General features: G+C 64.9%; 20 protein-coding genes, 1 other RNA gene and 1 pseudogene. 10 read left to right on the top strand and 12 right to left on the bottom strand.

All coding sequences use genetic code 11. The annotated features are described in order from the left end of the window. Positions 1–56: 56 nt before the first annotated feature. From C7G42_RS10005 to C7G42_RS09990, 4 genes are all read right to left on the bottom strand, one after another. A complete protein-coding gene (locus C7G42_RS10005) occupies positions 57–1,571 on the bottom strand; it encodes a tripartite tricarboxylate transporter permease (RefSeq protein WP_106948732.1) in 1,515 nt (504 codons plus the stop codon). A gap of 7 nt (positions 1,572–1,578) precedes the next feature. Beyond that, a complete protein-coding gene (locus C7G42_RS10000) occupies positions 1,579–2,340 on the bottom strand; it encodes a tripartite tricarboxylate transporter TctB family protein (protein ID WP_106948731.1) in 762 nt (253 codons plus the stop codon). A gap of 96 nt (positions 2,341–2,436) precedes the next feature. Beyond that, on the bottom strand, positions 2,437–2,967 hold the full coding sequence (locus C7G42_RS09995) for a chromate transporter (RefSeq protein ID WP_106948730.1): 531 nt from the start codon (positions 2,965–2,967) through the stop codon (positions 2,437–2,439). Then, complete coding sequence (locus C7G42_RS09990; protein ID WP_106948729.1) at positions 2,964–3,560, bottom strand: chromate transporter; 597 nt, start codon at positions 3,558–3,560, stop codon at positions 2,964–2,966. The genes C7G42_RS09995 and C7G42_RS09990 overlap by 4 nt, the downstream gene beginning before the upstream one ends. A 96-nt stretch (positions 3,561–3,656) precedes the next feature. Between C7G42_RS09990 and ssrA the strand changes: the two genes are divergently transcribed. The 8 genes from ssrA (at position 3,657) to C7G42_RS09950 (ending at position 10,023) form a co-directional block, all read left to right on the top strand. Further along, positions 3,657–4,032: a transfer-messenger RNA gene (ssrA, locus tag C7G42_RS09985) on the top strand. 114 nt (positions 4,033–4,146) lie between these two features. Further along, complete coding sequence (locus C7G42_RS09980) at positions 4,147–4,662, top strand: SspB family protein (RefSeq protein WP_106948728.1); 516 nt, start codon at positions 4,147–4,149, stop codon at positions 4,660–4,662. An 88-nt stretch (positions 4,663–4,750) separates the two neighbouring features. Next, on the top strand, positions 4,751–6,184 hold the full coding sequence (gene fumC / locus C7G42_RS09975) for a class II fumarate hydratase (RefSeq protein ID WP_106948727.1): 1,434 nt from the start codon (positions 4,751–4,753) through the stop codon (positions 6,182–6,184). A gap of 282 nt (positions 6,185–6,466) precedes the next feature. Continuing rightward, positions 6,467–6,670: a DUF4169 family protein gene (locus C7G42_RS09970; protein ID WP_106948726.1), complete on the top strand. Its 204-nt coding sequence runs from the start codon at positions 6,467–6,469 to the stop codon at positions 6,668–6,670. After that, entirely contained in the window at positions 6,667–6,918 is a 252-nt protein-coding gene (locus C7G42_RS09965; RefSeq protein ID WP_063202285.1) for a ribbon-helix-helix domain-containing protein, read from the top strand. Before C7G42_RS09970 ends, C7G42_RS09965 begins: the two co-directional genes overlap by 4 nt. Before the next feature lie 114 nt (positions 6,919–7,032). Beyond that, positions 7,033–7,308: a FeoA family protein gene (locus tag C7G42_RS09960; protein ID WP_106948725.1), complete on the top strand. Its 276-nt coding sequence runs from the start codon at positions 7,033–7,035 to the stop codon at positions 7,306–7,308. 37 nt (positions 7,309–7,345) lie between these two features. Then, on the top strand, positions 7,346–9,217 hold the full coding sequence (gene feoB, locus C7G42_RS09955; protein WP_106948724.1) for a ferrous iron transporter B: 1,872 nt from the start codon (positions 7,346–7,348) through the stop codon (positions 9,215–9,217). Positions 9,218–9,405: 188 nt separating this feature from the next. Beyond that, positions 9,406–10,023, top strand: a complete 618-nt coding sequence (locus C7G42_RS09950; protein ID WP_106948723.1) for a class I SAM-dependent methyltransferase — start codon at positions 9,406–9,408, stop codon at positions 10,021–10,023. A 67-nt stretch (positions 10,024–10,090) separates the two neighbouring features. Here the strand turns inward: C7G42_RS09950 and C7G42_RS09945 are convergent, their stop codons facing one another. From C7G42_RS09945 to soxC, 4 genes are all read right to left on the bottom strand, one after another. Further along, positions 10,091–10,408 (bottom strand): hypothetical protein, encoded by a 318-nt coding sequence (locus C7G42_RS09945; RefSeq protein ID WP_106948722.1) that lies wholly within the window; start codon positions 10,406–10,408, stop codon positions 10,091–10,093. 31 nt (positions 10,409–10,439) lie between these two features. After that, positions 10,440–10,841 carry a DUF302 domain-containing protein gene (locus tag C7G42_RS09940; protein WP_502694191.1) on the bottom strand — a complete coding sequence of 134 codons (402 nt, stop codon included), beginning with the start codon at positions 10,839–10,841 and terminating at the stop codon, positions 10,440–10,442. A gap of 76 nt (positions 10,842–10,917) precedes the next feature. Continuing rightward, positions 10,918–11,466, bottom strand: a complete 549-nt coding sequence (locus C7G42_RS09935) for a c-type cytochrome (protein ID WP_106948720.1) — start codon at positions 11,464–11,466, stop codon at positions 10,918–10,920. Next, positions 11,453–12,724, bottom strand: coding sequence for a sulfite dehydrogenase (soxC, locus tag C7G42_RS09930; protein ID WP_106948719.1), 1,272 nt, complete (start codon positions 12,722–12,724; stop codon positions 11,453–11,455). The genes C7G42_RS09935 and soxC overlap by 14 nt, the downstream gene beginning before the upstream one ends. A gap of 163 nt (positions 12,725–12,887) precedes the next feature. Between soxC and C7G42_RS09925 the strand changes: the two are divergent. Further along, positions 12,888–13,435: pseudogene (locus tag C7G42_RS09925) on the top strand (GNAT family N-acetyltransferase). A gap of 127 nt (positions 13,436–13,562) precedes the next feature. On the opposite strand, the gene C7G42_RS09920 reads toward C7G42_RS09925, so the two are convergent. From C7G42_RS09920 to C7G42_RS09905, 4 genes are all read right to left on the bottom strand, one after another. Then, the gene (locus C7G42_RS09920; RefSeq protein WP_106948718.1) at positions 13,563–13,796 is read right to left on the bottom strand and encodes a hypothetical protein; all 234 of its coding nucleotides are present in this window, start codon (positions 13,794–13,796) and stop codon (positions 13,563–13,565) included. Between the two features lie 47 nt (positions 13,797–13,843). After that, entirely contained in the window at positions 13,844–14,965 is a 1,122-nt protein-coding gene (locus C7G42_RS09915; RefSeq protein ID WP_106948717.1) for a DUF2336 domain-containing protein, read from the bottom strand. A gap of 353 nt (positions 14,966–15,318) precedes the next feature. Beyond that, positions 15,319–18,933, bottom strand: coding sequence for an AsmA family protein (locus C7G42_RS09910; protein WP_106948716.1), 3,615 nt, complete (start codon positions 18,931–18,933; stop codon positions 15,319–15,321). Between the two features lie 140 nt (positions 18,934–19,073). Next, positions 19,074–20,306, bottom strand: a complete 1,233-nt coding sequence (locus tag C7G42_RS09905; protein ID WP_106948715.1) for a cytochrome P450 — start codon at positions 20,304–20,306, stop codon at positions 19,074–19,076. A gap of 130 nt (positions 20,307–20,436) precedes the next feature. Here C7G42_RS09905 and C7G42_RS09900 point away from each other — a divergent pair, with 130 nt between their 5' ends. After that, a complete protein-coding gene (locus C7G42_RS09900) occupies positions 20,437–21,048 on the top strand; it encodes a TetR/AcrR family transcriptional regulator (RefSeq protein WP_106948714.1) in 612 nt (203 codons plus the stop codon). Positions 21,049–21,103 lie beyond the last annotated feature (55 nt).

The raw sequence follows: 21,103 nt of genomic DNA, 5'->3' as shown, positions 1-21,103 counted from the left end.
AAGCCGTAACACAAGTCGATCCGACTTCCGCATGCGGCGCGCCGACGCAGGCGCCCTCAGTTCTCGGATTCGGTGAACACCTCGTCACGCTTCGACCGCAGCGCCGGCAACACCGTCAGCAGCAGCAGGCCCGCTGCGATCGCGAGCAGCACCGCCGACAGCGGACGCGTCAGGAACACACTCCAGTCGCCGCGCGAGATCAGCAGCGCGCGGCGCAGGTTCTCTTCCATCAGCGGTCCGAGCACCATGCCGAGCAGCAGCGGCGCCGGCTCGAAATCATGCTTGATCAGCCAGTAGCCGACGAGACCGAACACGCCGGCAAGAATGACGTCGACCGGCGCGTTGTTCACCGAGTAGATGCCGATCGCGCAGAAGATCACGATCGAGGGGAACATCAGCCGGTACGGCACGCGGAGCAGCCGGACCCAGATTCCGACCAGCGGGAGATTGATGATGATCAGCATCAGATTGCCGATCCACATCGAGGCGATCATGCCCCAGACGAGGTCGGGCTGCTTCTGCATCACCTGCGGGCCCGGCACGATGCCGTGAATGGTCATCGCACCGACCATCAGCGCCATCACCGCGTTCGGCGGGATGCCGAGCGTCAACAGCGGAATGAAAGACGTCTGCGCCGCCGCATTGTTGGCGCTTTCCGGCCCCGCCACGCCCTCGATCGCGCCGCGACCGAACCGCGACGGGTCCTTGGCGAGCTTCTTCTCGAGCGTGTAGGCCGCAAACGACGCGATCACCGCGCCGCCGCCCGGCAGAATGCCGAGGATCGAGCCGAGCGCGGTGCCGCGCAGGATCGCGGGCGCCGAGTCCTTCAGGTCCTTCCTAGTCGGCATCAGGCCGGTGATCTTCTGCTGCACGAGGTCGCGATTCATCTCGGCGCCGGCATCGAGGTTGCGGATGATCTCCGCAAAACCGAACACGCCCATCGCGACCGTAGCAAAGCCGAGACCGTCGGCGAGTTCCGGAATGTTGAAGGCCATGCGCGACGCGCCGGTCTCGATGTCCGAGCCGACCATCGAGAGCAGCAGGCCGAACACGATCATCGCGATCGCCTTCAGCACCGAGCCCTTGGCCAGCACCACCGCAAAGATCAGGCCGAGCACCATCAGCGAGAAATATTCGGCCGGACCGAACGCCAGCGCCAGCTTGGTGAGCGGCGCGCCGAGCACGGCAATGAGCACGGTCGCAACGCAGCCGGCGAAGAACGAGCCGATCGCCGCAATCGCCAGCGCCGGGCCGGCGCGGCCCTGCTTGGCCATCTGGTGACCGTCGATAGCGGTGACGACCGATGTCGCCTCACCTGGTATGTTGACCAGGATCGACGTGGTCGAGCCGCCATACTGGGCGCCGTAATAGATGCCGGCGAGCATGATCAGCGCGCCGACCGGAGGCAAACCAAAGGTGATCGGCAGCAGCATTGCAACCGTGGCAATGGTGCCGATGCCCGGGAGAACACCGACCAGCGTACCGACGAGGGCCCCGATCAAGCACATCAGGAGGTTGATCGGGGAGAACGCGACGGCGAAGCCGTGAGCGAGGTTGGCAAAGAGATCCATTACGCCCTCACTGGACCAGAAAACGCGGGAACATCGGCATCGGCAGCCCGAGCACATATGGGAAAAGCACGGCACAACCGAGCGTCAGGCAGGCGCCGACGATGGCCGCCTCCACCCAGCGCGTCTCATGCGATCCTGTCGCCGCAATCATGAAGCTGACGAAGGCTGACACCACGACGCCGAGCGGTCGGATCGCCAGCGCGAAGAACAGGATCGAGGCCATTACGAACAGCGGCCCGCGCCATGAATAATGGGACATCCCCGGCCCATCGGTCAAAAGACCGGTCAGGGCAATGGCGGCGGACAAGGCTACCAGCAACCCGCCGAACATCCGCGGTGCGGTGCCGGCACCAAAGGAAAAGCCGCGCATGCCCTGCAGATCGCTCGAAGCCCACAGCGCGAACAGCCCCAACGCCATCAGAATGACACCGCCGACATAGTCCTGCGCCGACCGGATGGTCATGAACAGGGTGAGGATCGCCACCGCAAAGATCGGATAGGAGTAGATCAGCGCCAGCAGCACATCGGATGATGCCTTCTTGGTGTCACCGCTGGCCGCTCCGATCAACGCACCGGGCGCACCGCCAAGCAACGCGGTGGCGTGGTTGATCACGACCGTGGCCGGGCCGCGGCCCGCGCCCCAACCGAAAATCGTCCCTATCGACCAGATGAATTCGAAAATCTGCGGCGCAATTGCCAGCAGACAGAAGCCGAGCGCCATCGATGTGTTTCGGGTGGCTGTCGCCGACTGGCCCATCGTATCGGCCATGCATGTCTCCTCCGCGACCCTTAAGTCACGAGCACTGTTGTTCTAATCGGCTTGGAAGTTGTTCCCCTCGCCCGCTCCACTGCCTAGCGATTTTCATCACACAATGCCAGCAAAACCCAACACTCCCCCGGCGAGCAGGAGCCAGAGTGGATTGACGCGCGAGACGGTGGCGATGACTGCAACCGTCGCGGTCAGAAGCACTGCAGCAATTGTGCGATCGGTCGACTGGGCCAGGATCAGGGCACTCGCCCCCATCAATCCGATCGAGAGCGGAACCAGTGCAGCCTGAATCAGGCCGGGCCAGCGCGATTGGCTGGGCCGATTCAGGAGCCGGCTGACATAATAGGCAAGCAGCGCCGTCGGCAGACACATCGCCAGCGTCGCCGCCAATGCGCCGGGGATGCCGGCGACGGCATAGCCGATTAACGTCACGATAAGCACGTTTGGACCTGGCGAGAGCTGCGCGATCGCATAGGCGTCGGTGAACTGCTTGTCGGTCATCCAGTGATGCACCTCGACCGCGATGCGGTGCATCTCGGGCACCGCCGCCGCGGCGCCGCCGACCGCGAATAGCGACATCAGTCCAAAGGTCGAGATCAGTGCCCAGATCGGATTCTCAGGCTTCATGCTGCTACTTTCCGCCGCAGGAAAAAAGTGGCGCCGATGCTGAGGGGAATCGCGACCAGCAGCACCGCCGGAAGCGGCAGGCGGAGCACGCCGATGGCGAGGAATACGCCGGCCATCAAGATCAGCGCGAGGGGGTCCGTCCGCTTCAGCAGCGGCGTCATCATGCGGAACACCACCGCGATCAACAGGCCGACCGCGGCGCAAGAGATGCCGGCGAGGCTGCGGCGCAGGACGTCGAGGTCGCCAAAGCGGGCATAGGCGATCGCGAGCACCGTCATGATCAGGGTCGGCGGCAGCAACAGCCCCGCAAAGGCGGCAGCCCCGCCGGCGATGCCGCGCAGCCGCGACCCGAACACCATCGACAGATTGACGATGTTGGGCCCGGGCAGGAAATGGCAGAGCGCAAAGGTCTCGTTGAACTCATCCGCCGTCATCCAGCGATGCTGCTCGACGATGGCCCGCCGGGCGAACACCAGAACTCCACCGAAACCGGCCAGCGACATTCTGGCGAAGGCCAGAAACAGTGCGAGCAGGCCGGGTGGAGCGGGGGCGAAATCCGGCTCTTGCACGGCCGGCGCTGAATCCGAGGACATGTCAGGAGCTTAGAACGAGGCTCGCACCGCGGCCAAGGTCAGGCCCGCGTCGGTTCGGAGCCTATCCAAAGGGAACCGCACCTTGAGCACTCGAAACCCCTGTTTTTCGAAACGTTTGCCCCCTATATTGGGGGTGCCGGTTCGCCGGCTATGGAAATAAACGGTCGTCGCAATAAACCATTCGGACCCGGGGGCGGTACCCGGCGCCTCCACCAAAGCCCACCGGTCTTCGGGCTTCAGCCTGCCGAAAGGCGGGTTTTGGCGGGGGCGAAATAGGATCGACGAGGGCGTAAAGGGCGAACTTTTTCCCGGTATTGTTCCGCCGTTATCGGGCTATGCAATAGTTGCCAACGACAACTTTGCTCCGGTTGCTCAGGCTGCGTAACGCAGTTTGAAAGACCATTCTGAAGTCCTAACGGGTTAAGCTCCGTTAGGCGGGGTTCGGAGGCACCTGGCAACAGAAGCCTCCACTTTACTCTTGATTTCTTCCTCGGCGGGGACTCCTGCTGACCCGTCAGGCGCGGTACTATTGCGGCTTGGCGAGTCGGATCGGCACGGTCCGGCTTCGGGATGCAACAGGACCATCATGGCGACCGATCATATCCGTTACGATGTGCTGGCCCGCGACGCGTTGCGCGGCGTGCTGCGGAAGGTGCTGACCGATGCCGCCGCCCAGGGCCTGCCGGGCGAGCATCATTTCTTCATCACCTTCGTGTCGAAGGCCGAGGGCGTGAAGCTGTCGTCGCGGCTGCTGGCGCAATATCCGGAAGAAATGACGATCATCCTGCAGCATCAATTCTGGGATCTGACCGTGCTCGAGGACCGCTTCGAGGTCGGGCTGTCCTTCGGCGGCATTCCGGAGCGGCTGATCGTGCCGTTCAGCGCCATCAAGAGCTTCCTCGATCCGTCCGTGAAGTTCGGCCTGCAATTCGACACCTCGGATGTCGCCGAGGTCGCGCCGGAGAATCTGCCGGCCGCCCCTGCCCCTTCGGCCGTAGCTGTGCCCGTCGCCACGGAAAAGGCTGAGACCCCGGAAGAGCCGACCCCGCCGAACCAGGGCGGCGCCGAAGTGGTTCGGCTCGATCGTTTCCGCAAGAAATGATCTAGGTTGGGCTCGAGCCCGTCGCACGCGGCCGAACTCCCTATATAGAGAAGCACATGAAGAGCCGCGCGGCGTTTCGCGCGGCAGAATGGATGTGCTCATGGCCAAAGCCGCCCGCGCGAACACCGCCCGCCCCGCCACCCGCATCGAGACCGACAGTTTCGGTCCCATCGAGGTCCCCGCCGATCGCTATTGGGGCGCGCAGACCGAACGCTCGCGCCAGAATTTCCGCATCGGCACCGATCGCATGCCGATCTCGCTCGTGCACGCGCTCGGCATCGTCAAGCTCGCGGCCGCGCAGTCCAACCTCGAGCTCGGCCTGCTCGACCAGCGACGCGCCAATGCCATCATCCGCGCCGCGCGCGAGGTGATCGACGGCAAGCTCGATGACCATTTCCCGCTCGTGGTGTGGCAGACCGGCTCCGGCACGCAGAGCAACATGAACCTCAACGAGGTGATCGCCAACCGCGCCAACGAACTGCTCGGCGGCGAGCTCGGCGCCAAGAAGCCGGTGCATCCCAACGACCACGTCAACATGAGCCAGTCGTCGAACGACTCTTTTCCCACGGCCATGCACATCGCGGCCGCCAGCCGCATCACTGCCGATCTCGTACCGGCCCTCGGCGAGCTGCTCCGCGCGCTGCGCAAGAAGGAGAAGGCGTTTTCAAAGATCGTGAAGATCGGCCGCACCCATACCCAGGATGCGACGCCATTGACGCTCGGCCAGGAATTCTCCGGCTATGCGGCGCAGGTCGAGAGCGGCATCGCCCGGCTCAAGTTGGCCGTGAAGGATCTTCACCCGCTGGCGCAGGGCGGCACCGCCGTCGGCACCGGCCTCAACTCCAAGCCGCGCTTTGCCAAACTGTTCGCAAAGCACGTTGCCGCGATCACGAAGCTTCCCTTCACCAGCGCTGCCAACAAATTCGAGGCGCTGGCCTCGAACGATGCCTATGTGCTGGTGCACGGCGCCATCAATTCGGTGGCGACCGGCCTGTTCAAGATCGCCAACGACATTCGCCTCTTGGGATCAGGCCCGCGCTCAGGGCTGGGCGAGCTCATCCTGCCGGAGAACGAGCCGGGCTCCTCGATCATGCCGGGCAAGGTCAATCCGACCCAGTGCGAGGCGATGACCATGGTGTGCTGCCAGGTGTTCGGCAATCATACTGCGATCACGGTGGCCGGCAGCCAGGGCCATTTCGAGCTCAACGTCTACAAGCCCGTGCTCGCCTACAACATGCTGCACTCGATCCGCCTGATGGCGGATGCCGCGCGGTCCTTCACCGAGCATTGCGTCAGCGGCATCCGTGCCGACGAGCAGCGAATAAGCGAGCTGATGCAGCGTTCGCTGATGCTGGTGACGGCGCTCGCCCCGAAGATCGGCTACGACAACGCCGCCAAGGTGGCCAAGACCGCCCATGCCAACGGCACCACGTTGAAGGAGGAGGCGCTGCGGCTCGGCTTCGTCTCGGCCGACGAGTTCGACCGCCTGGTGCGCCCCGAGAAGATGACCAGCCCGGGGTAAAACACCGAATTCCGATAGCCCTCCGTAATGATACGGACGCTGGGCGCCCCAGAAATGTGCGGCTTTGGGGGCGGGATTTGATTACCGTCAATGTTCCGGCAGGACGGCGTGCTACGCAGGCCCTTCCTCCCCTCGACGGGGGCCAAATTCATCGTTTGATGGCCTAAGCGGCCGATTGACGAGGACAAGCGAATGGCGATCAAGTCTTTTGGGGCGCAGCGCTGCACCCTGTTTCTGATTGTTTCATCCTGCCTGGAAAGGATCGGATGATGGAGACACGGCATGGGGAACGTCATCAACCTCAATCGCTTCAGGAAGCGCGCCGAGCGGGAAGCCTCGGCGAAGCAGGCGGACGCCAATCGGACGAAGTTCGGCCGCACGAAGGCGGAACGGTCGTCGGAGGAGGCGCGCGCGGACAAGGCGAAGGCGCACCTGGACCAGCATCAGTTGGACCAGCATCAGATCGATCGCGAGGAGCAGCCATGAAGTCGCCCGTCGTGAAACGGTCGATCGTCGTCGCCGGGCACAAAACCAGCGTCAGCCTGGAAGAGGCGTTCTGGAACGGCATGAAAGAGATCTCCGGCCTGCGCAACATGACGTTGTCCGAGCTGGTCGGCGAGATCGACAACAACCGCCAACAGGGCAATCTGTCGTCGGCGATCCGCCTGTTCGTCCTGGACTACTTCAAGAGCCGGGCCATGGCTCCCCAGCCGGACAAAGTCCCGGCCCAGTAGCCGCCGGGGCGCCTTCGACGGCGCTCCGCCTCCCGCACTTTATAATCGCTCTAAGGTGCGGTTTCAGCGAGCACGCGCGCTTGACCTCAATGCCTTGCGTTGAAAATACAGGGCATGACCGACACCAATGACACGCGCCCGCATATGCCGCTGGGTCTGGCCCATCGCGGCTATACCGGCGTCATCCAGCATCTTTCAGCTCGGGAGGCGGGCTCGGCGCTCTCCGACATCGAGCTCGAGAGCCGTCTGATCGAGCTCGGCTTCGTCGAGGGCGCCCGGGTCGAGATCCTGCACGAAGGGCTGGTCGGGCGCGACCCTATCGCCGTGCGGGTCGACAGCATCACGATTGCGGTCCGCCGCCGCGAGGCCATGGCCATCATCGTCGCCTAGACAGCGACCGGACCTCTGATCCCGGACCAGTGATTCCATGGAATTACCCCTGCTGCATCTCGCCCTGGTGGGCACGCCGAACAGCGGCAAGACCTCGCTGTTCAATGCCCTGACCGGCAGCCGGCAGAAGGTCGCGAACTATCCGGGCGTCACCGTCGAGCGCAAGGAAGGCTTCTTCGTCACCCCCCTGGGACGCCAGGTCTCGCTGGTCGACCTGCCCGGCACCTATTCGCTGCGCGGCCGCAGCCCGGACGAGGAGATCACCCGCGACTTCGTGCTCGGCAAGGCCTCAGGCGAAGCCGTGCCCGATCTCGTGCTGTGCGTGGCCGATTCGACCAATCTGCGGCTGACCATCCGCCTGCTGCTGGAGCTGAAGCGCACCGGGCGGCCGATGGTCCTCGTGCTCAACATGTTCGACATCGCGGCCCGCCGCGGCATCACCGTCGACGTCGAGCGGCTCGCCAAGGAGCTCGGACTGCCCGTGGTCACCTCGATCGCGGTGCGCAAGGGCGGCACCGCCGACCTCCTGAAGCTGACCGACGAGATCTCGGCCAAGCTCGCCGCCGAGGCTGAGGCGAACAGCTGGCGCGCGCTCAGCGTCGCCGAGCTGCGCGCGACCCAGCGCGAGGCCGATCGCATCATCGCAGACTGCGTCAGCCTGCCGAGCCGTCCGGACACCTGGACCGCGCGGATCGACGGGATCGTGCTGCATCCGGTCGGCGGCCTCATCGTGCTCGCGTTGATCCTGTTCGTGATGTTCCAGGCGGTGTTCGCCTGGGCACAGCCGCTGATGGAGCTGCTCAATTCGGGCTTCGATACGCTCGGCGAATTCGTTCACGCCACCCTGCCCGCCGGCCTGCTGCAGAGCTTCCTCCAGAACGGCGTGATCTCCGGCGTCGGCAGCGTCATCGTGTTCCTGCCGCAGATCATCATCATCTTCCTGTTCATCCTGCTGCTGGAAGATTTCGGCTACATGGCGCGCGCCGCGTTCCTGATGGACCGCATCATGGGCGGCGCCGGCCTGCACGGCCGCGCCTTCATCCCGCTGCTGTCGAGCTTTGCCTGCGCCATTCCCGGCATCATGGCGACGCGCGTGATCGACAACAAGCGCGACCGGCTGACCACGATCCTGATCGCGCCGCTGATGACCTGCTCGGCGCGCATTCCGGTCTACACGCTGATCATCTCCGCCTTCATTCCGGCGAAGGACGTCTGGGGCTTCATCAATCTGCAGGGCCTCGTGATGTTCGGCCTCTACGCCACCGGCATCGCCAGCGCGCTTGCCGTCTCGTTCCTGATCAAGTTCTTCATGCTGCGCGACTATGCGCCGGCGCCGTTCATGCTGGAGCTGCCGGACTACAAGATGCCGCGGCTGAAATCGATCGCGATCGGCGTCTATACCCGCGCCAAGATGTTCCTGGTGCGCGCCGGCACCACGATCTTCTCGATGATGGTGCTGATCTGGTTCTTGGCCTCTTTCCCGCAGCCGCCGGCCGGCGCCACCGAGCCGGCGATCGACTTCAGCCTGGCTGCGATCATCGGCAAGGCGCTCGAACCGCTGCTCGCCCCGGTCGGCTTCAACTGGCAGATCGCGGTCGCGCTGATCCCGGGCATGGCGGCGCGCGAGGTCGCGGTCGCAGCACTCGGCACCGTCTATGCGATCGAGGGCGGCAAGGAAGCGGCCGAGCAGATCGGCCAGGTGCTGGCGACGAAATGGTCGCTCGCCACCGCGCTATCGATGTTGGCCTGGTACATCTTCGCCCCGCAATGCGCCTCGACGCTCGCCGTGATCCGGCGCGAGACCGGAAGCTGGACCTGGATGGCCGTGACCTTCAGCTACATGCTGGTGCTGGCCTATGCCGCGAGCTTCGTGACCTACAATGTCGCGGTCGCGCTCGGCGCCGGCTAGCAGCCCCTCCCACCAAAAATGCGAAAACAACCCCATGCACAGTAGACGGGGCCTGTAAAATCAATGGCTTGTGGGGCGCGTCATGGGGGATCGACGGCAATCCGATTGACCCGTCGCCCAAAACAGCGACGACGGCCCGCGAGCGACCGCCGCCTGTGTCGCGAGCGGCTGCGTCAGGCGGAACGAAAATGAACTCTGATGCGGACAACATCATTGGATTGTATCGCCGACACGCCACCGCGTGGGCGCGCCTGCGCGGACGAGATCTGACGGAACGAAAATGGCTCGACCGTTTCATCGCGCATTTGCCTGCGAGGGCCAGGGTGCTCGATATCGGTTGCGGCACCGGCGAGCCAATCGCGCGCTATCTGCTCGAGGCCAGGTGTGACGTCACCGGCATCGATGCCGCTCCGGAAATGATCGACATCGCAAAGAGGCATCTCCCCGGCGCGACCTGGCGTGTTTCGGACATGCGATTTCTGGAACTGAACGAGGCATTCCATGGCCTGCTCGCCTGGAACAGCTTTTTCCATCTGGCTCCCGAGCAACAGCGCCAGATGTTTCCGGTCTTTGCTCGGCACGCCGCCGATGGTGCAGCGCTGATGTTCACGAGCGGTCCATCGGCTGGAGAAGCCATCGGAACGTTCGAGCGTGAGCCGCTCTACCATGCCAGTCTCGCCCCGGCGGAATATCGCCAATTGCTTGACAGCAACGGTTTTGACGTCGTCGACCATGTGGTGGAAGACCCGGACTGCGGCCGGCTCACGATCTGGATCGGACGCCTGCGGCAACGAGAGACAGCTTGAGCGGCGAAAAACATCACGACGCGGTTTCCAGGGACTTCGTTGTTCACAGCCGCGTAGACCTTTCCCGTCAGCGCGAGCGGGCCTGTCCATCGTCCGGATCGCTCTCCGGCTCTTCGATCAGCACGGCGGGCTCGTCATAGCCTTTGCGGCTGCTGTAGAACACCAGCGCCATCAGACCGACCCCGACCACCAGCGAGAACACGACACCCAGCACCAGCGCGACATAGCCCGACGCAGGAACGCTGGTGTCGGTGCTGGTCCAGCCGAGATAGCCGAGGACGCACGCCGCGACGAGCATCGCGCACAACGCCGCGATGACCAGCCATCTGGCGAGGTTGCTACCTTGCGACACGGATGACGCCGCTTGTTCGTCAGTGCTGTTCATGAATCCCTCCTCACGCAGACGCCGCTCACGCTTACGGTGCGGTGGCCTTGGTCGCGATGGCATGCAGAGCGCCCGTCATCGCCGTGACGGCAGGCTTCGCCGGCTCGCCGACGCCATGACGCCCGGAGAGAAAAGCGGGGTCGTTGTAAGACAGCCAGGTCGTGCCTTGCTCGTCCTGCCAGACCAGCGCCTTCAGCGGCAGGTCGATGCCGACGGTCTGCGCCTGTTGCATCAACGGCGTGCCACCCTTGGCGTTGCCGAAGATGAGGAGATCGGTCGGCCTCAGCGGCAGGCCGACCGCGGCGGCACCGGCTGCATGATCGACATGGGCGAACACGGTGAGGCCCTTGGCCTTCACTTCCGTCTCCAGCCGTTTCATCGTTTCCTCGGGCCCGAAACTGCTCTTGATGGTGATGAGTCCGTCTGCGGCCATTGCCTGTGTCTCCCATGAACATGTCGCTGCGATCAGAACGAGGATCCTGATCAATATCGAGAGCTTCATCGCCCGCTCACTTCCTGCGGAACAGCTTGGCGGGATCGAATTCCGGTTGTGGAACGAAGCCGTCGCGATTGGGCATCCTGATTTTCGCGAGACTTTCCTTGTCCACCTTGCCGTCGGCGGGAACGATGCCGTTGAGGCTCAGGATGTAGGCGGTGACGGCATAGGTCTCTTCGGTGCTGAGCGAGCCCGGGGTCGGATAGGGCATCGCGCGATGGATGTAGTCGAACAAGGTCGTCGCATAGGGCCAGAAGCTGCCGACGGTCTTGACGGGCATGTTCGAGGCAAGCGTGCCCTGTCCCCCGGCCAGACGATCCTTGATGCCGCCCTGGCCGTTGTCGCCGTGACAGGCCGCGCAATTGTCAGCGAAGATCTGCTTGCCCTGCACGGCCGTGCCGCTGCCGTCGGGCAGGCCCTTGCCATCCGGGCCGACGTCGATGTCCCACAGCTTGATCTCGGCAGGCGTCGCCGGACGGCCGAAGTCGATCGCCAGCGCGGGTCCGGCGAGCAGGCCGAATGTGAGGATGCCCGCGAGAAACATCTTGTCATGCGAGAACATTGCGAACCCTCCCGGCGTCATCGATGCTCCAGGTCTGCTGGGCATTGTAGTGAAACAGGGCATTGGTCCCCATGGCGGCGATGAACGACTGCCGGTCCGGCTGCGCGTTGCCCTGCTCGTCGGTCGAGCGGCTGACAATCCTGGTCGGCTTGCCGTCCCAGTCCCAATCCATCTGGAAACGCACCTGCGCCTTGGACAATACCGGCTGAGCCAATTGCGCCTGCTTCCACGTCCGGGCGCCGTCGGTCGAGACCTCGACCTTGGCAATCTTCCCGTGACCGCTCCAGGCAAGGCCCGAGATGCGGTTATAGCCCGGCTGAATCTGCATCATCCCGGACGGCTGCGTGATGACCGAATTGGTCTCCATCCTCAGTTGGAATTGCCGCGCCTTGCCGTTCGCGAGCAACTGCGTGTAACGCGCCGTCTCCCAACGCGTCATCCACGGCGCGTTGCCGAATTTGAGGCGGCGCAGCCACTTGATGTTGAGGTTGCCCTCGAAGCCAGGCATCACCAGTCGCATCGGAAAGCCGTGCGCGGGTCGCAGCGGCTCGCCGTTCTGTCCATAGGCGATGAAAGCCTCGTTCACGATTTCCTCGGTGAGCGGGATGCTGCGGTCGACGCCTGCACCGTCTCCGCCCTCCGCCAGCATCCAGGTCGATCCCTTGTCCTTCGCGACGAGATCGATCAGGAATTTCAGGGGCACGCCGGTCCACTCGTTGGTGCTGACGAGGCCATGCGTGTTCTGCACCGTCAGATCCGGGTCGGCCTTTTTCCAGTTTTCCCATCCATTGCCGGTGCATTCGATGAACACGATGCGGGTGACCGAGGGCATCCGCTTCAGGTCTTCGACGCTGAAGACCAGTGGCTTCTGCACCATGCCGTGAACGAGCAGCCGGTGCTGCGCGGGATCGATGTCGGGAACTCCGGAATGGCTGCGCTCGTAATGCAGATCGGTCGGCGTGATATTGCCGACCAGCTTCTGGTGCGGCGTCTTGGAGTTGATGGCATCGCTCGGATCGACGTTGCGCTTGCCCGGTGTCGCCTCGGGAATGCGGTCGAGCCTGGCGAAACGGGAGCGCTCGCTGTGCGCGCTGAGATCGGCGCCTGGCGCGCGATCAGGGACGTCGGCCAGTGTCTCTGCCCGAGCTACCTCGCTCGCAGCGACACCCAGCAGGCCCGCTGACAGACCGCCCACAAAGCCGCGGCGAGAAACGTCCGCGGATGGTGGCAACCTTTCGCTTGATGTCTTGGACGTCATAATGTCTCCCGTAGGTCGTCGTGCCTTTTGGAAATTTCGTCGGCTTTCATTGGATGACTTTGACCGAACGCTGCGAAAATTGCCCGTTAGGTTGTGTTAGAAGCCATGAGGGATCGGTCGCCTCGTTCGCGGGATGGCCCAATCGGGGGATATCTGACGCACGATGGCATCGCACGCGAGATCGCAACCAACGTTGAAGCAGCTGTCTGATTCCACGGACCACTTCGTCACAGACCGACTGACCGCCGAGAGGCTGAACGAAAGTCACCTTGCCGACCTCGTCGCGCTGCATCAGGATCCCGACGTCTCACGCTATCTCGGCGGTGTACGTTCGGCGGAGACAACGAAGGCTTACCTCGGCGTCAACATGGCCCATTGGGACCAGCACGGCTTCGGCCTGTGGGTGCTGCGAACGACAGACGGCGCGTTTGCCGGACGCGCGGGCATCCGCCATATCCTGGTCGACGACGCGGACGAGATCGAGATTTTCCACGCGTTCAAACGCGAATTCTGGGGCCGGGGACTTGCCAGCGAAACCGCGACCGCGTTGACGAAGACCGGGATGTCACGGCTCATGCTGCCGTCCCTGATCGCCTCGTCTATGTCGAGAACGGCGCGTCTCGCCGCGTGCTGGAGAAGTTGAACTACCTTCTCGAAAAGCGCACGAAACGTGATGGCATTGATGGTGTGATGTACCGCATCCGGCGGTGAAAAAATAGAGCGGCGAGCACACTCGCTGCTCTCAGTATGAGCGAAGCGCAGCATGCCCACAGCTTGCGACGAGCGGGGATCAATGGTGAGCACGGCGCAATTGCGCCTTTGCCCCCTACAAAACCCCTTACCGGAAATATCCCAGCACGAGATCGATGTCCGCGCTGCCGGCCACCGTGCCGTTCAGCTCCGCGTCTAGGACGCGGCGGCAGGCGTCGATCGCGGCGTGGTCGCCGAGGTCGTTGGCGGCTTCCAGCACGAGCCAGGCGGCATCGACCGTGGCCCGCTCCGGAGCCGACCCGCTGGTCTCGGCGGTGAGGCCCTTGGTCTTGCGAACCGCAGTGCCGAATTGAGGCAACATTGCAAATACTCCCCTTTGAATTCCGGGACGATGCTCAGCGCACCTGTTCAATGGACCTGAAGCTCGGGCTGACGGCCGCCTGAGGCGGAATCGGCAGCGGTCTTGCGCGACTGGTAGAACTTCAAGACGCTGCGCGAGGTCTCGATCTTGAGCCGGCCGAAATCACGCTCGTTGTCGTGTAGCTCGCGCGCCGTGATCAGATGATCCTTGGCGCCGAGGAACAGCAGCGACATGGTCGTGTCCCAGGAGAAGTCGAGCGCCTTGCACAGCACCAGAATCATCTCGCGGTTGCGGTCCATCATCGCGCGCTCGATCACGTCGACCGGCAGCGCCGACAGCAGCGACAGCCCGATCTGCACCTCGTCGAAGCGGTGCTGGCGCGCATAGTTCGAGATCGAATCCTGGTTGAGGTTGCCCTGGCGATATTGCGTCGTCACCACGCGCTTGGCGACGAAATAACTGCGCGAGGACGGGCCGAACTTGGACTGAAGATCGCCGGTGACCTCGGTCACCGAGCTCTGGATCTGCGCCATCATTTCGGGCCGCTCCGTCTCGAGCCGGCGGCGGACGTCTTCCGACGCCTTCGAGATCAACTGCTGGAAGATGTGGCGCGGCACGTCCTTGCGCAGACCGAGCTGCTCGGCAAGGATCGAATCGCCCTCGGCGCGGCGGACCATGTGCAAGAGGCCCGAGCCGGAGAAGCGCGCGCCCTCGTTCCTGGCAACCGACGTCACGACCTCCTGATCGCCGCGCTTGACCAGCACGTCGGTGACGGCCTCGCCGATCGATTTGCGCTGGGCGATCGCCAGCAGATGCGACTGGCCCTTGGTCATGGCGCTCTCGACCAGCACCTTCTCGTCGAGACGATCGGAGTCGCGTAGCACGGGACCGGCGACCGCGATCTCGTCGTCGAATGCCAGCTTCTCGATGACGTTGAGCGGAGCTTGATCGCACCCCGACATCAGCTCCGACAGCTGCGCGCGCGCGGCGACCTCGATCTCGTCGGCGAGCCGGCCGATGACCTCGCCGAACATGCTGATCTCGTCGTCGCTGTAGCGGCCGGTGATCAGAATGTCGGTCGCATGCCACAACGCCTTCGCCCGGCTCTCGTCGGAGCCGCGCGCGATCGCGTCGTCCAGATCCTGTAGAAGCGTCTTCGCCCCGTTCATTTCGATAACCCCAATTCTTGGCAGTTCTTTTGGCGAGCCGTCCCGCCTGTCTTGGCGCGACGCCGAATTCCTCTTGAAACCGAGACTAGGGAACAAACGCGAGAATCCAGTAAAGTCGGCAGATCAGTTTTGCCGGGCAAAATTCATTCAAATGCGAGGGAATGGGTTTACCGCGAGAGAAGGAAGACGGTGCGCTCCCTCGCCCGCTTGCGGGAAAGGGCTGGGAAGAGGGTGTCTCGACGACGGGACAGTCCCCAAGACGAAAGAGCCCTCACCCGCGCCTCCGGCGCGACCTCTCCCGCAAGCGGGAGAGGTTAAGAGCCCCGCGGCCCAACTCGCGCAAACCAACTCGCTTACGGATTCTGCGGCGTCAGGACCAACGGCGGCTTCGGCCTTGGCTTGGCGGGCGCGGGACCCGGGGCCGGCTTCACGTCGATGGCGGGCGGCAGCGGCGCAAGCTGTTGACTGGCAAGCGGCGGGCTTGGCGCGGCAGGCGCCGCTTGCGGGGCCCTCGGCGTCGGCGCGGCTTTCGGCTTCGGCGGTGCGCGGCGCGGATCTTGGCCGGGCAGCGGCACATTGACCGGCGCCTGCTCCGGAGCAGCATCAGGAGACACCAGCGTCGGCAGCGCCGCGGTTGCAGGCGGCGGCTCGCCGCGCTCGATGGCGTCGAGCCTGCGCGTCTCGCGGTCGATGGTGCGCACCGCCAGCCATGACGACAGCGGCGCGAGGTCGATGGTGCGATTGAGCTTGTCGGGAGGGCCCGCCGCGAACAGCTGGATCTCCGGCGGGGCGCCGGAGAGCCCGGTCATGATCGGCGTCAGGCTGGCGCGGATGTCGGCCTGGTCGGCAGGAATGTCGTAGCCGCCGGAGACGATGGCGCGGGCGTTCTTCGCTTCCAGCGGCGTCGCGCCGACGCGCAAGCGTCCGTCGCGGATCGTGAACGGGATCTGCGCCGAGGCGACTGCGATCGGCGCGGCGGCGAGTGCGGGCTCGACGAGCTGGCGCAGGCGATTATCGTCACTGACCTGGCCGCCGTCGCTGGCGCGGATCGCGATCTCGAAAGCACGCGGATTGAGGCCGCCGATTTCCGCAGAGTCCAGCGTCACCGTGCCGTTGCCGGCGAGCGCGCCGGTGAGCGCCGCGACGCTGCGGCCCTGGCTGGTCAGCGCCATCTGCACCGAGGCGCGCCCCTTCGGCAGCGCGAGATCGCGATAGCGCAGCGCCGCCGCATCGACATTGTTCAGCTCGATGCGCGTGTTCAACGTGAGGCCGTTGGCGCCGTTGCGTGCGTCGAAGCTCGCCGACATTTCGCCGCCACCGAGGCTGCCTTTCAGCGCGTCGAGCGCGAGCGACTGGCCGTCGCTCCGGATCGTGCCGCCGAACGGGCGCAGCTCGATGCCGCCGGGCAACATCCCGCGCAGCGCCTGGAAGGCGATGCGGCCGCGCCAGCCGCCCAACAACCCCGCGCTCAGCGGCGCGCCGGACTCATGCCCGGCGGCGCCGATCGCCACAGCGAGCGCCGGCACGAGATCGACCGTATCGAGGCCGACTTCGCCGTCGACGCTCTTCTCCGGATCCAGCGTCACCGCCAGATGACCGCGCAAATGCGAGCCGGCCGCATTGCCGTCGAGATCGTCGAAAGTCAGGCGGTTGCCCGATAGCCCCACACGTGAGGACAGGCTGACGGCCTGCATCGATTTGTCGGCCGGGCTGGTCCCGAACAGCGGCGCCAGATTGGCGTTGCGCACGCGCAGGTTCACGTTGGCTTTCGGCTCCGACAATTCGACGCTGCCATGCGCATCGGCATCCAGCCCGCCGCCGCTGAGCTTTGCGTTCAATTGCAACGGCCGCCGCCATGCACCTGTCAGCTTGCCTTCGAATTGCGAAGCGCCCTCGCCTGCGGCCACCACGCGATCGAGCCCGAGCAGCGCCAGCAACGCGCCGGCCTGCGGCGCCGACAGTTTCGTGTCCAGGGTGAAGTCGCTGGCGCGCAATTTGTCGATCTCGATGCCATTGACGGCCGCCGCCGGCATCTGCGCGGCGAGCGTCGCGGTCGCCTTGAGTTGCGGCGCGTCGAGATCGAGCACGGCGCGGGCGTTGCTGCGATCGGCATGCTCGGCATTCCTGTCGAGGCTGAGATCGAGCTTGAGGCGGGTCGCTCCTGGTAATGACGGCATGGCATCAAAGCGGGCCCGCACCGCAGGCGCAAACGGCTCGATCAAAGCGGTGAGTTCGCGCAGCGAATTGGCCGAGGATTTCAGCGCGAGCTTGCCGGTGGCTTTGCTGCGGTCGAAGCTGCCGCTCGCCTCGGTGGTCACGCCGCTGGCCTGGCCGAAGCGCAGTTGCTCCAGCGACAGCGATGCGGGGCCGTAACCGAGCTTGGCCGCGAACGGCCGCAGCTCCTGGCCGGCGGAGATCGCGCGGCCGATATCGAGCGAGAGCTTTGCCTCTTCCGGCCATTCGCCCTGCGGCCCCGCGAGCGCGCGGACGAAACTGGCGGCGGCATCGAGGTCGAGCCGGTCGGCCTTCAGCTCGGCGTCGATCCGCGACCCCTTGCTCGCGCCTGTCTGCACGAAGGCGACGCGGCCCTCGACCGCGCCGCCTTCGATGTCGGCCTTCAGCCTGTCGATTGCGAGATGGTTGGCGGCGATCGTCACGTCGCCGGCGAGGCGCAGCGGCCGCGTGCTGCGGCGGGTGATCTCGTTGCGGCCCTGGAGCCAGGCCACAAGCGCGTCGGGATCGGAGGATTCGACGCTGAGACGGCCGCTGAAACTGTCGGCGCCCGGTGTTGCTCCGTTGAGCGAAAGCTGCGTCATGCCGGGGGCGCGCAGCTCGAGCCGCTGGAAGGTCCAGGTCCGTCCATCGGTCTGCAGCTCTGCCGCGATGTTCTGCAGCGGACGGCCGCCGAGCATGATCTGGTCGGAGTTGAATTCGATCTGCGCCGGGATCGGCGCCTGCGGAATGGCAGCCAACCCCGCCCGCAGCGCCGGCAGGATTCGGAGCGGCTCGGAATCGTCCTTGCCCGCAAGCCTGTCGGCATCGACCTGGCGCGCCGACAGCACCGCGCGCAGCAGTGGCGAGGCGCCGAACCTGATGTCGCCGACGCCGCCGAGCTTCAGCGCATTGTCTTCGGCGCCGAAGCTCGCGTCGATCTGTTCGAACTTCGCGCCGGCCGGGTCCGCCTTGAGCTTGGTCGTGAGCTTCCACGGCGTTGGACCGCTCTCGCCCGCCTTCTTGACCGCCGGCACGGCCAGCGTCAGGGCACCGTCGAATTTCGGCAGGCGATTGTCGAAGGCGAGCACGCCTTCGAGGTCGGCGAGGATGGCGCGCTCGCCGGGATCGATGTTGAGGTGAAGACGGGTGGCGCTGCCGTCGGCGCTCGGGCCGGAGGAGATGCGAAAGGGATAGCGCACTCCATTGGCGGTGAAACGGCCGTCGCCACGCACCGAGCCCGCGAGCGAGCGGACGTCGCCGGAGAAGGCGATGTCGTTCAGCTCCAGCGTCGAGCGGCTGGCGGCATCGTGGAGCGCAATACGGCCGGTGAGATTCAGCCGCTCGATGGCGAGCGAGGCCAGATTGAAGGTGCCGCTCGCGGTGGAGGGCAAGTCGACCCGTCCCCTCGCATCGAGGCCGAGATCGACCGCCATGCCGCCCACCGAAAGCTCGGTGGCGCGCCATTCGCCGCGCATCAGGGAGCTGAGGCTGAACTCGACGTCGAGCTTGTCGGCGCGCAGGCGGCCGAGATCGTTGTTGCCGCCGAAGGTGACCTGGCGCAGCCGCAGCGTCGGCGCCGGCAGCAGCCGCGCGTCGAGCTCGCCCGCGACCCGCACCGGCACGCCGATGATCTTACCGGCCTCCGCCTCGAACTGGGGCCTGAACTGGTTCCAGTCGACGTAGTAAGGCCCGATCAGCGCGGCCAGCAGCGCAATGATGAAGGCAATCGCCAATCCGAGCAGCGTCGTCTGCACGGGTCTCCCCTCGGCCAAGCCGGCACCCGGGCCAAACCTTGACCAGAAAGGTTTCAGGCGCGCCGGAACAGCCCCTTATATAGGGGGAAGTGTGGCGAAGTCACAGCGACTGTTGCGCGCGGAGGTTAACGCCGGGCCGCCTACCAGCTCGCCGGCAGCCGCTTCAGGCCGCGCAGCACGAAGGTCGGCCGCCATTCCGGGTTTTCGACGTCGTCGATGCGCAGATCAGGCAGCCGCCGCAGCAGCGTGGCAATGGCGATCTCGGCCTCGATGCGCGCCAATTGGGCACCCAGGCAGAAATGGATGCCGCCGCCGAACGACAACGGCTTCACATTCTGGCGGGTGACATCCAGGCGGTCCGGCCGATCAGGGTAGACCGCGGGATCGCGGTTGGCCGAGCCGAGCAGGCACAGCACGCTCTCGCCCTTGGGGATCCTCTTGCCGCCGAGATCGTCGATATCCTCCAGCGCGACCCGGCCGGTCATCTGGACCGAGGAATCGTAACGCAAGAATTCCTCGATCGCGCCTTCCATCAGTTCGGGCCGGGCCTTGAGCAGCGCAAGCTGGTCCGGATTGCGGTGGAGCGCCAAGAGGCCGTTGCCGATCAGGTTCACCGTGGTCTCGTGGCCGGCGCCGAACAAGAGGATGATGTTGGCGGTCAGCTCCTCGTTGGTGAGCTTGTTGCCGTCCTCCTCGGCCTGCACCAGCTGGGTGGTGAGATCGTCCCCGGGGCTGCGGCGGCGCAGCTCGAACAGCTGCTGGAAATACATCTGCGCCATCAGGTTGCCCTCGTTGCCCTTCTTGATCTCCTCCGGAGTGAGGGGCACGGGGTCGAGCAGCCGCCCGCCGTCGCGCGAGCTCTTGTAGAAGACCTCCCGATGGTCCTCGGGAATGCCGAGCATCTCGCAGATGATGGTCACCGGCAGGCGGAAGGCGAAATCCTCGATCAGGTCCATGTGGCCGCGCTCGATCACGGCATCGATGGCCTGGTCGACGATCGCCTGGATGCGCGGCCGCATATCCTCGACCCGGCGTGCGGTGAAGGCCTTCACGACGAGGCCGCGCAGGCGGGTATGGTCGGGCGGATCGGCTTGCAGCATCCAATGGCTCATGCTGCGGAACACCGGCTCGTCCATGATCTTCTCGCCATAGCGGCGCGTCGAGCGCTCGACGAAATCCTTGCCGAAGCGCTTGTCGCGCATCACGAGGCTGACGTCGGCGTGGCGACTGGTGACGAATTGGCCGAACGGCGTCAGGTGGACCGGATCGATCGTGCGCAGCCGGTCATAGTGCGGATAGGGGTCGCGGATGAAGTCCGGCGAAAGCGGGTTGAACAGCGGTCCGCCGCCGGCGCCTTGCACGTGCTCGTTCATGGTGACCTCAAATCGGTTGCCGATGACACGAATACGCCGATCGCAGCCCCACTGCCCGGCGTAACCATCCCTGATTTTATCAACTCGATACATTGTTGTATCGAGTTGCATTCTGCCCTAACCTGGTTCGATGTCAAGGGTGAGAACCAGACCGACCAGGGACGACACGCGCGACAAATTGTTCGAGGCCGCCGCGCGCGTGTTCGAGCAGGACGGCATCGGCGGCGCCAGCATCGAGGCGATCGCAGCGGCGGCAGGCTTCACCCGCGGCGCGTTCTATTCCAACTTCAAGAGCAAGGACGAACTGATCATCGCGATGCTCGAGGACCATGTCGAGCAGTCGATCCGGCGCAACCTCGACATCCTCGCGCAGCACGACAATCTCGACGATTTCATTGCCGCGCTGAAGACGATGGACCGCAGCCGGCAGGATCCGCTCGGCCGCGCACCGCTGCTGCACATAGAGATGATCCTGTTCGTCGCACGCGCCGAGAGGCGCCGCCCCGAACTCGCCAAACGCCTGCGCGCGCGGCGCAAGCTTGTTGCCGACATCGTCGAGGCGACGTTGAAGAGCAACGGCAGAGGCGACAATCTGAACCCGCCCTGGATGGCCTCCGTCGTGCTGGCGCTGGAAGACGGCTTTCGTCTGCACCGGCTGATCGATCCGGAGACGACGCCGGCGGACAGCTTTCTGCGCGCGATCACGGATTTGCGGCGGAGGACGGGGCTGGCGTCGGATTAGACGCGACGGGGCCACGAGCAAGCGGATCACGATTTGTCGCAGGATCGGGCAAGGC

Source organism: Bradyrhizobium sp. MOS003 (assembly GCF_003020125.1).
Classification (GTDB): domain Bacteria; phylum Pseudomonadota; class Alphaproteobacteria; order Rhizobiales; family Xanthobacteraceae; genus Bradyrhizobium.
The sequence above is the reverse complement of the archived record's forward strand: the minus strand, read 5'-3'. Positions and strand labels throughout refer to the sequence as shown.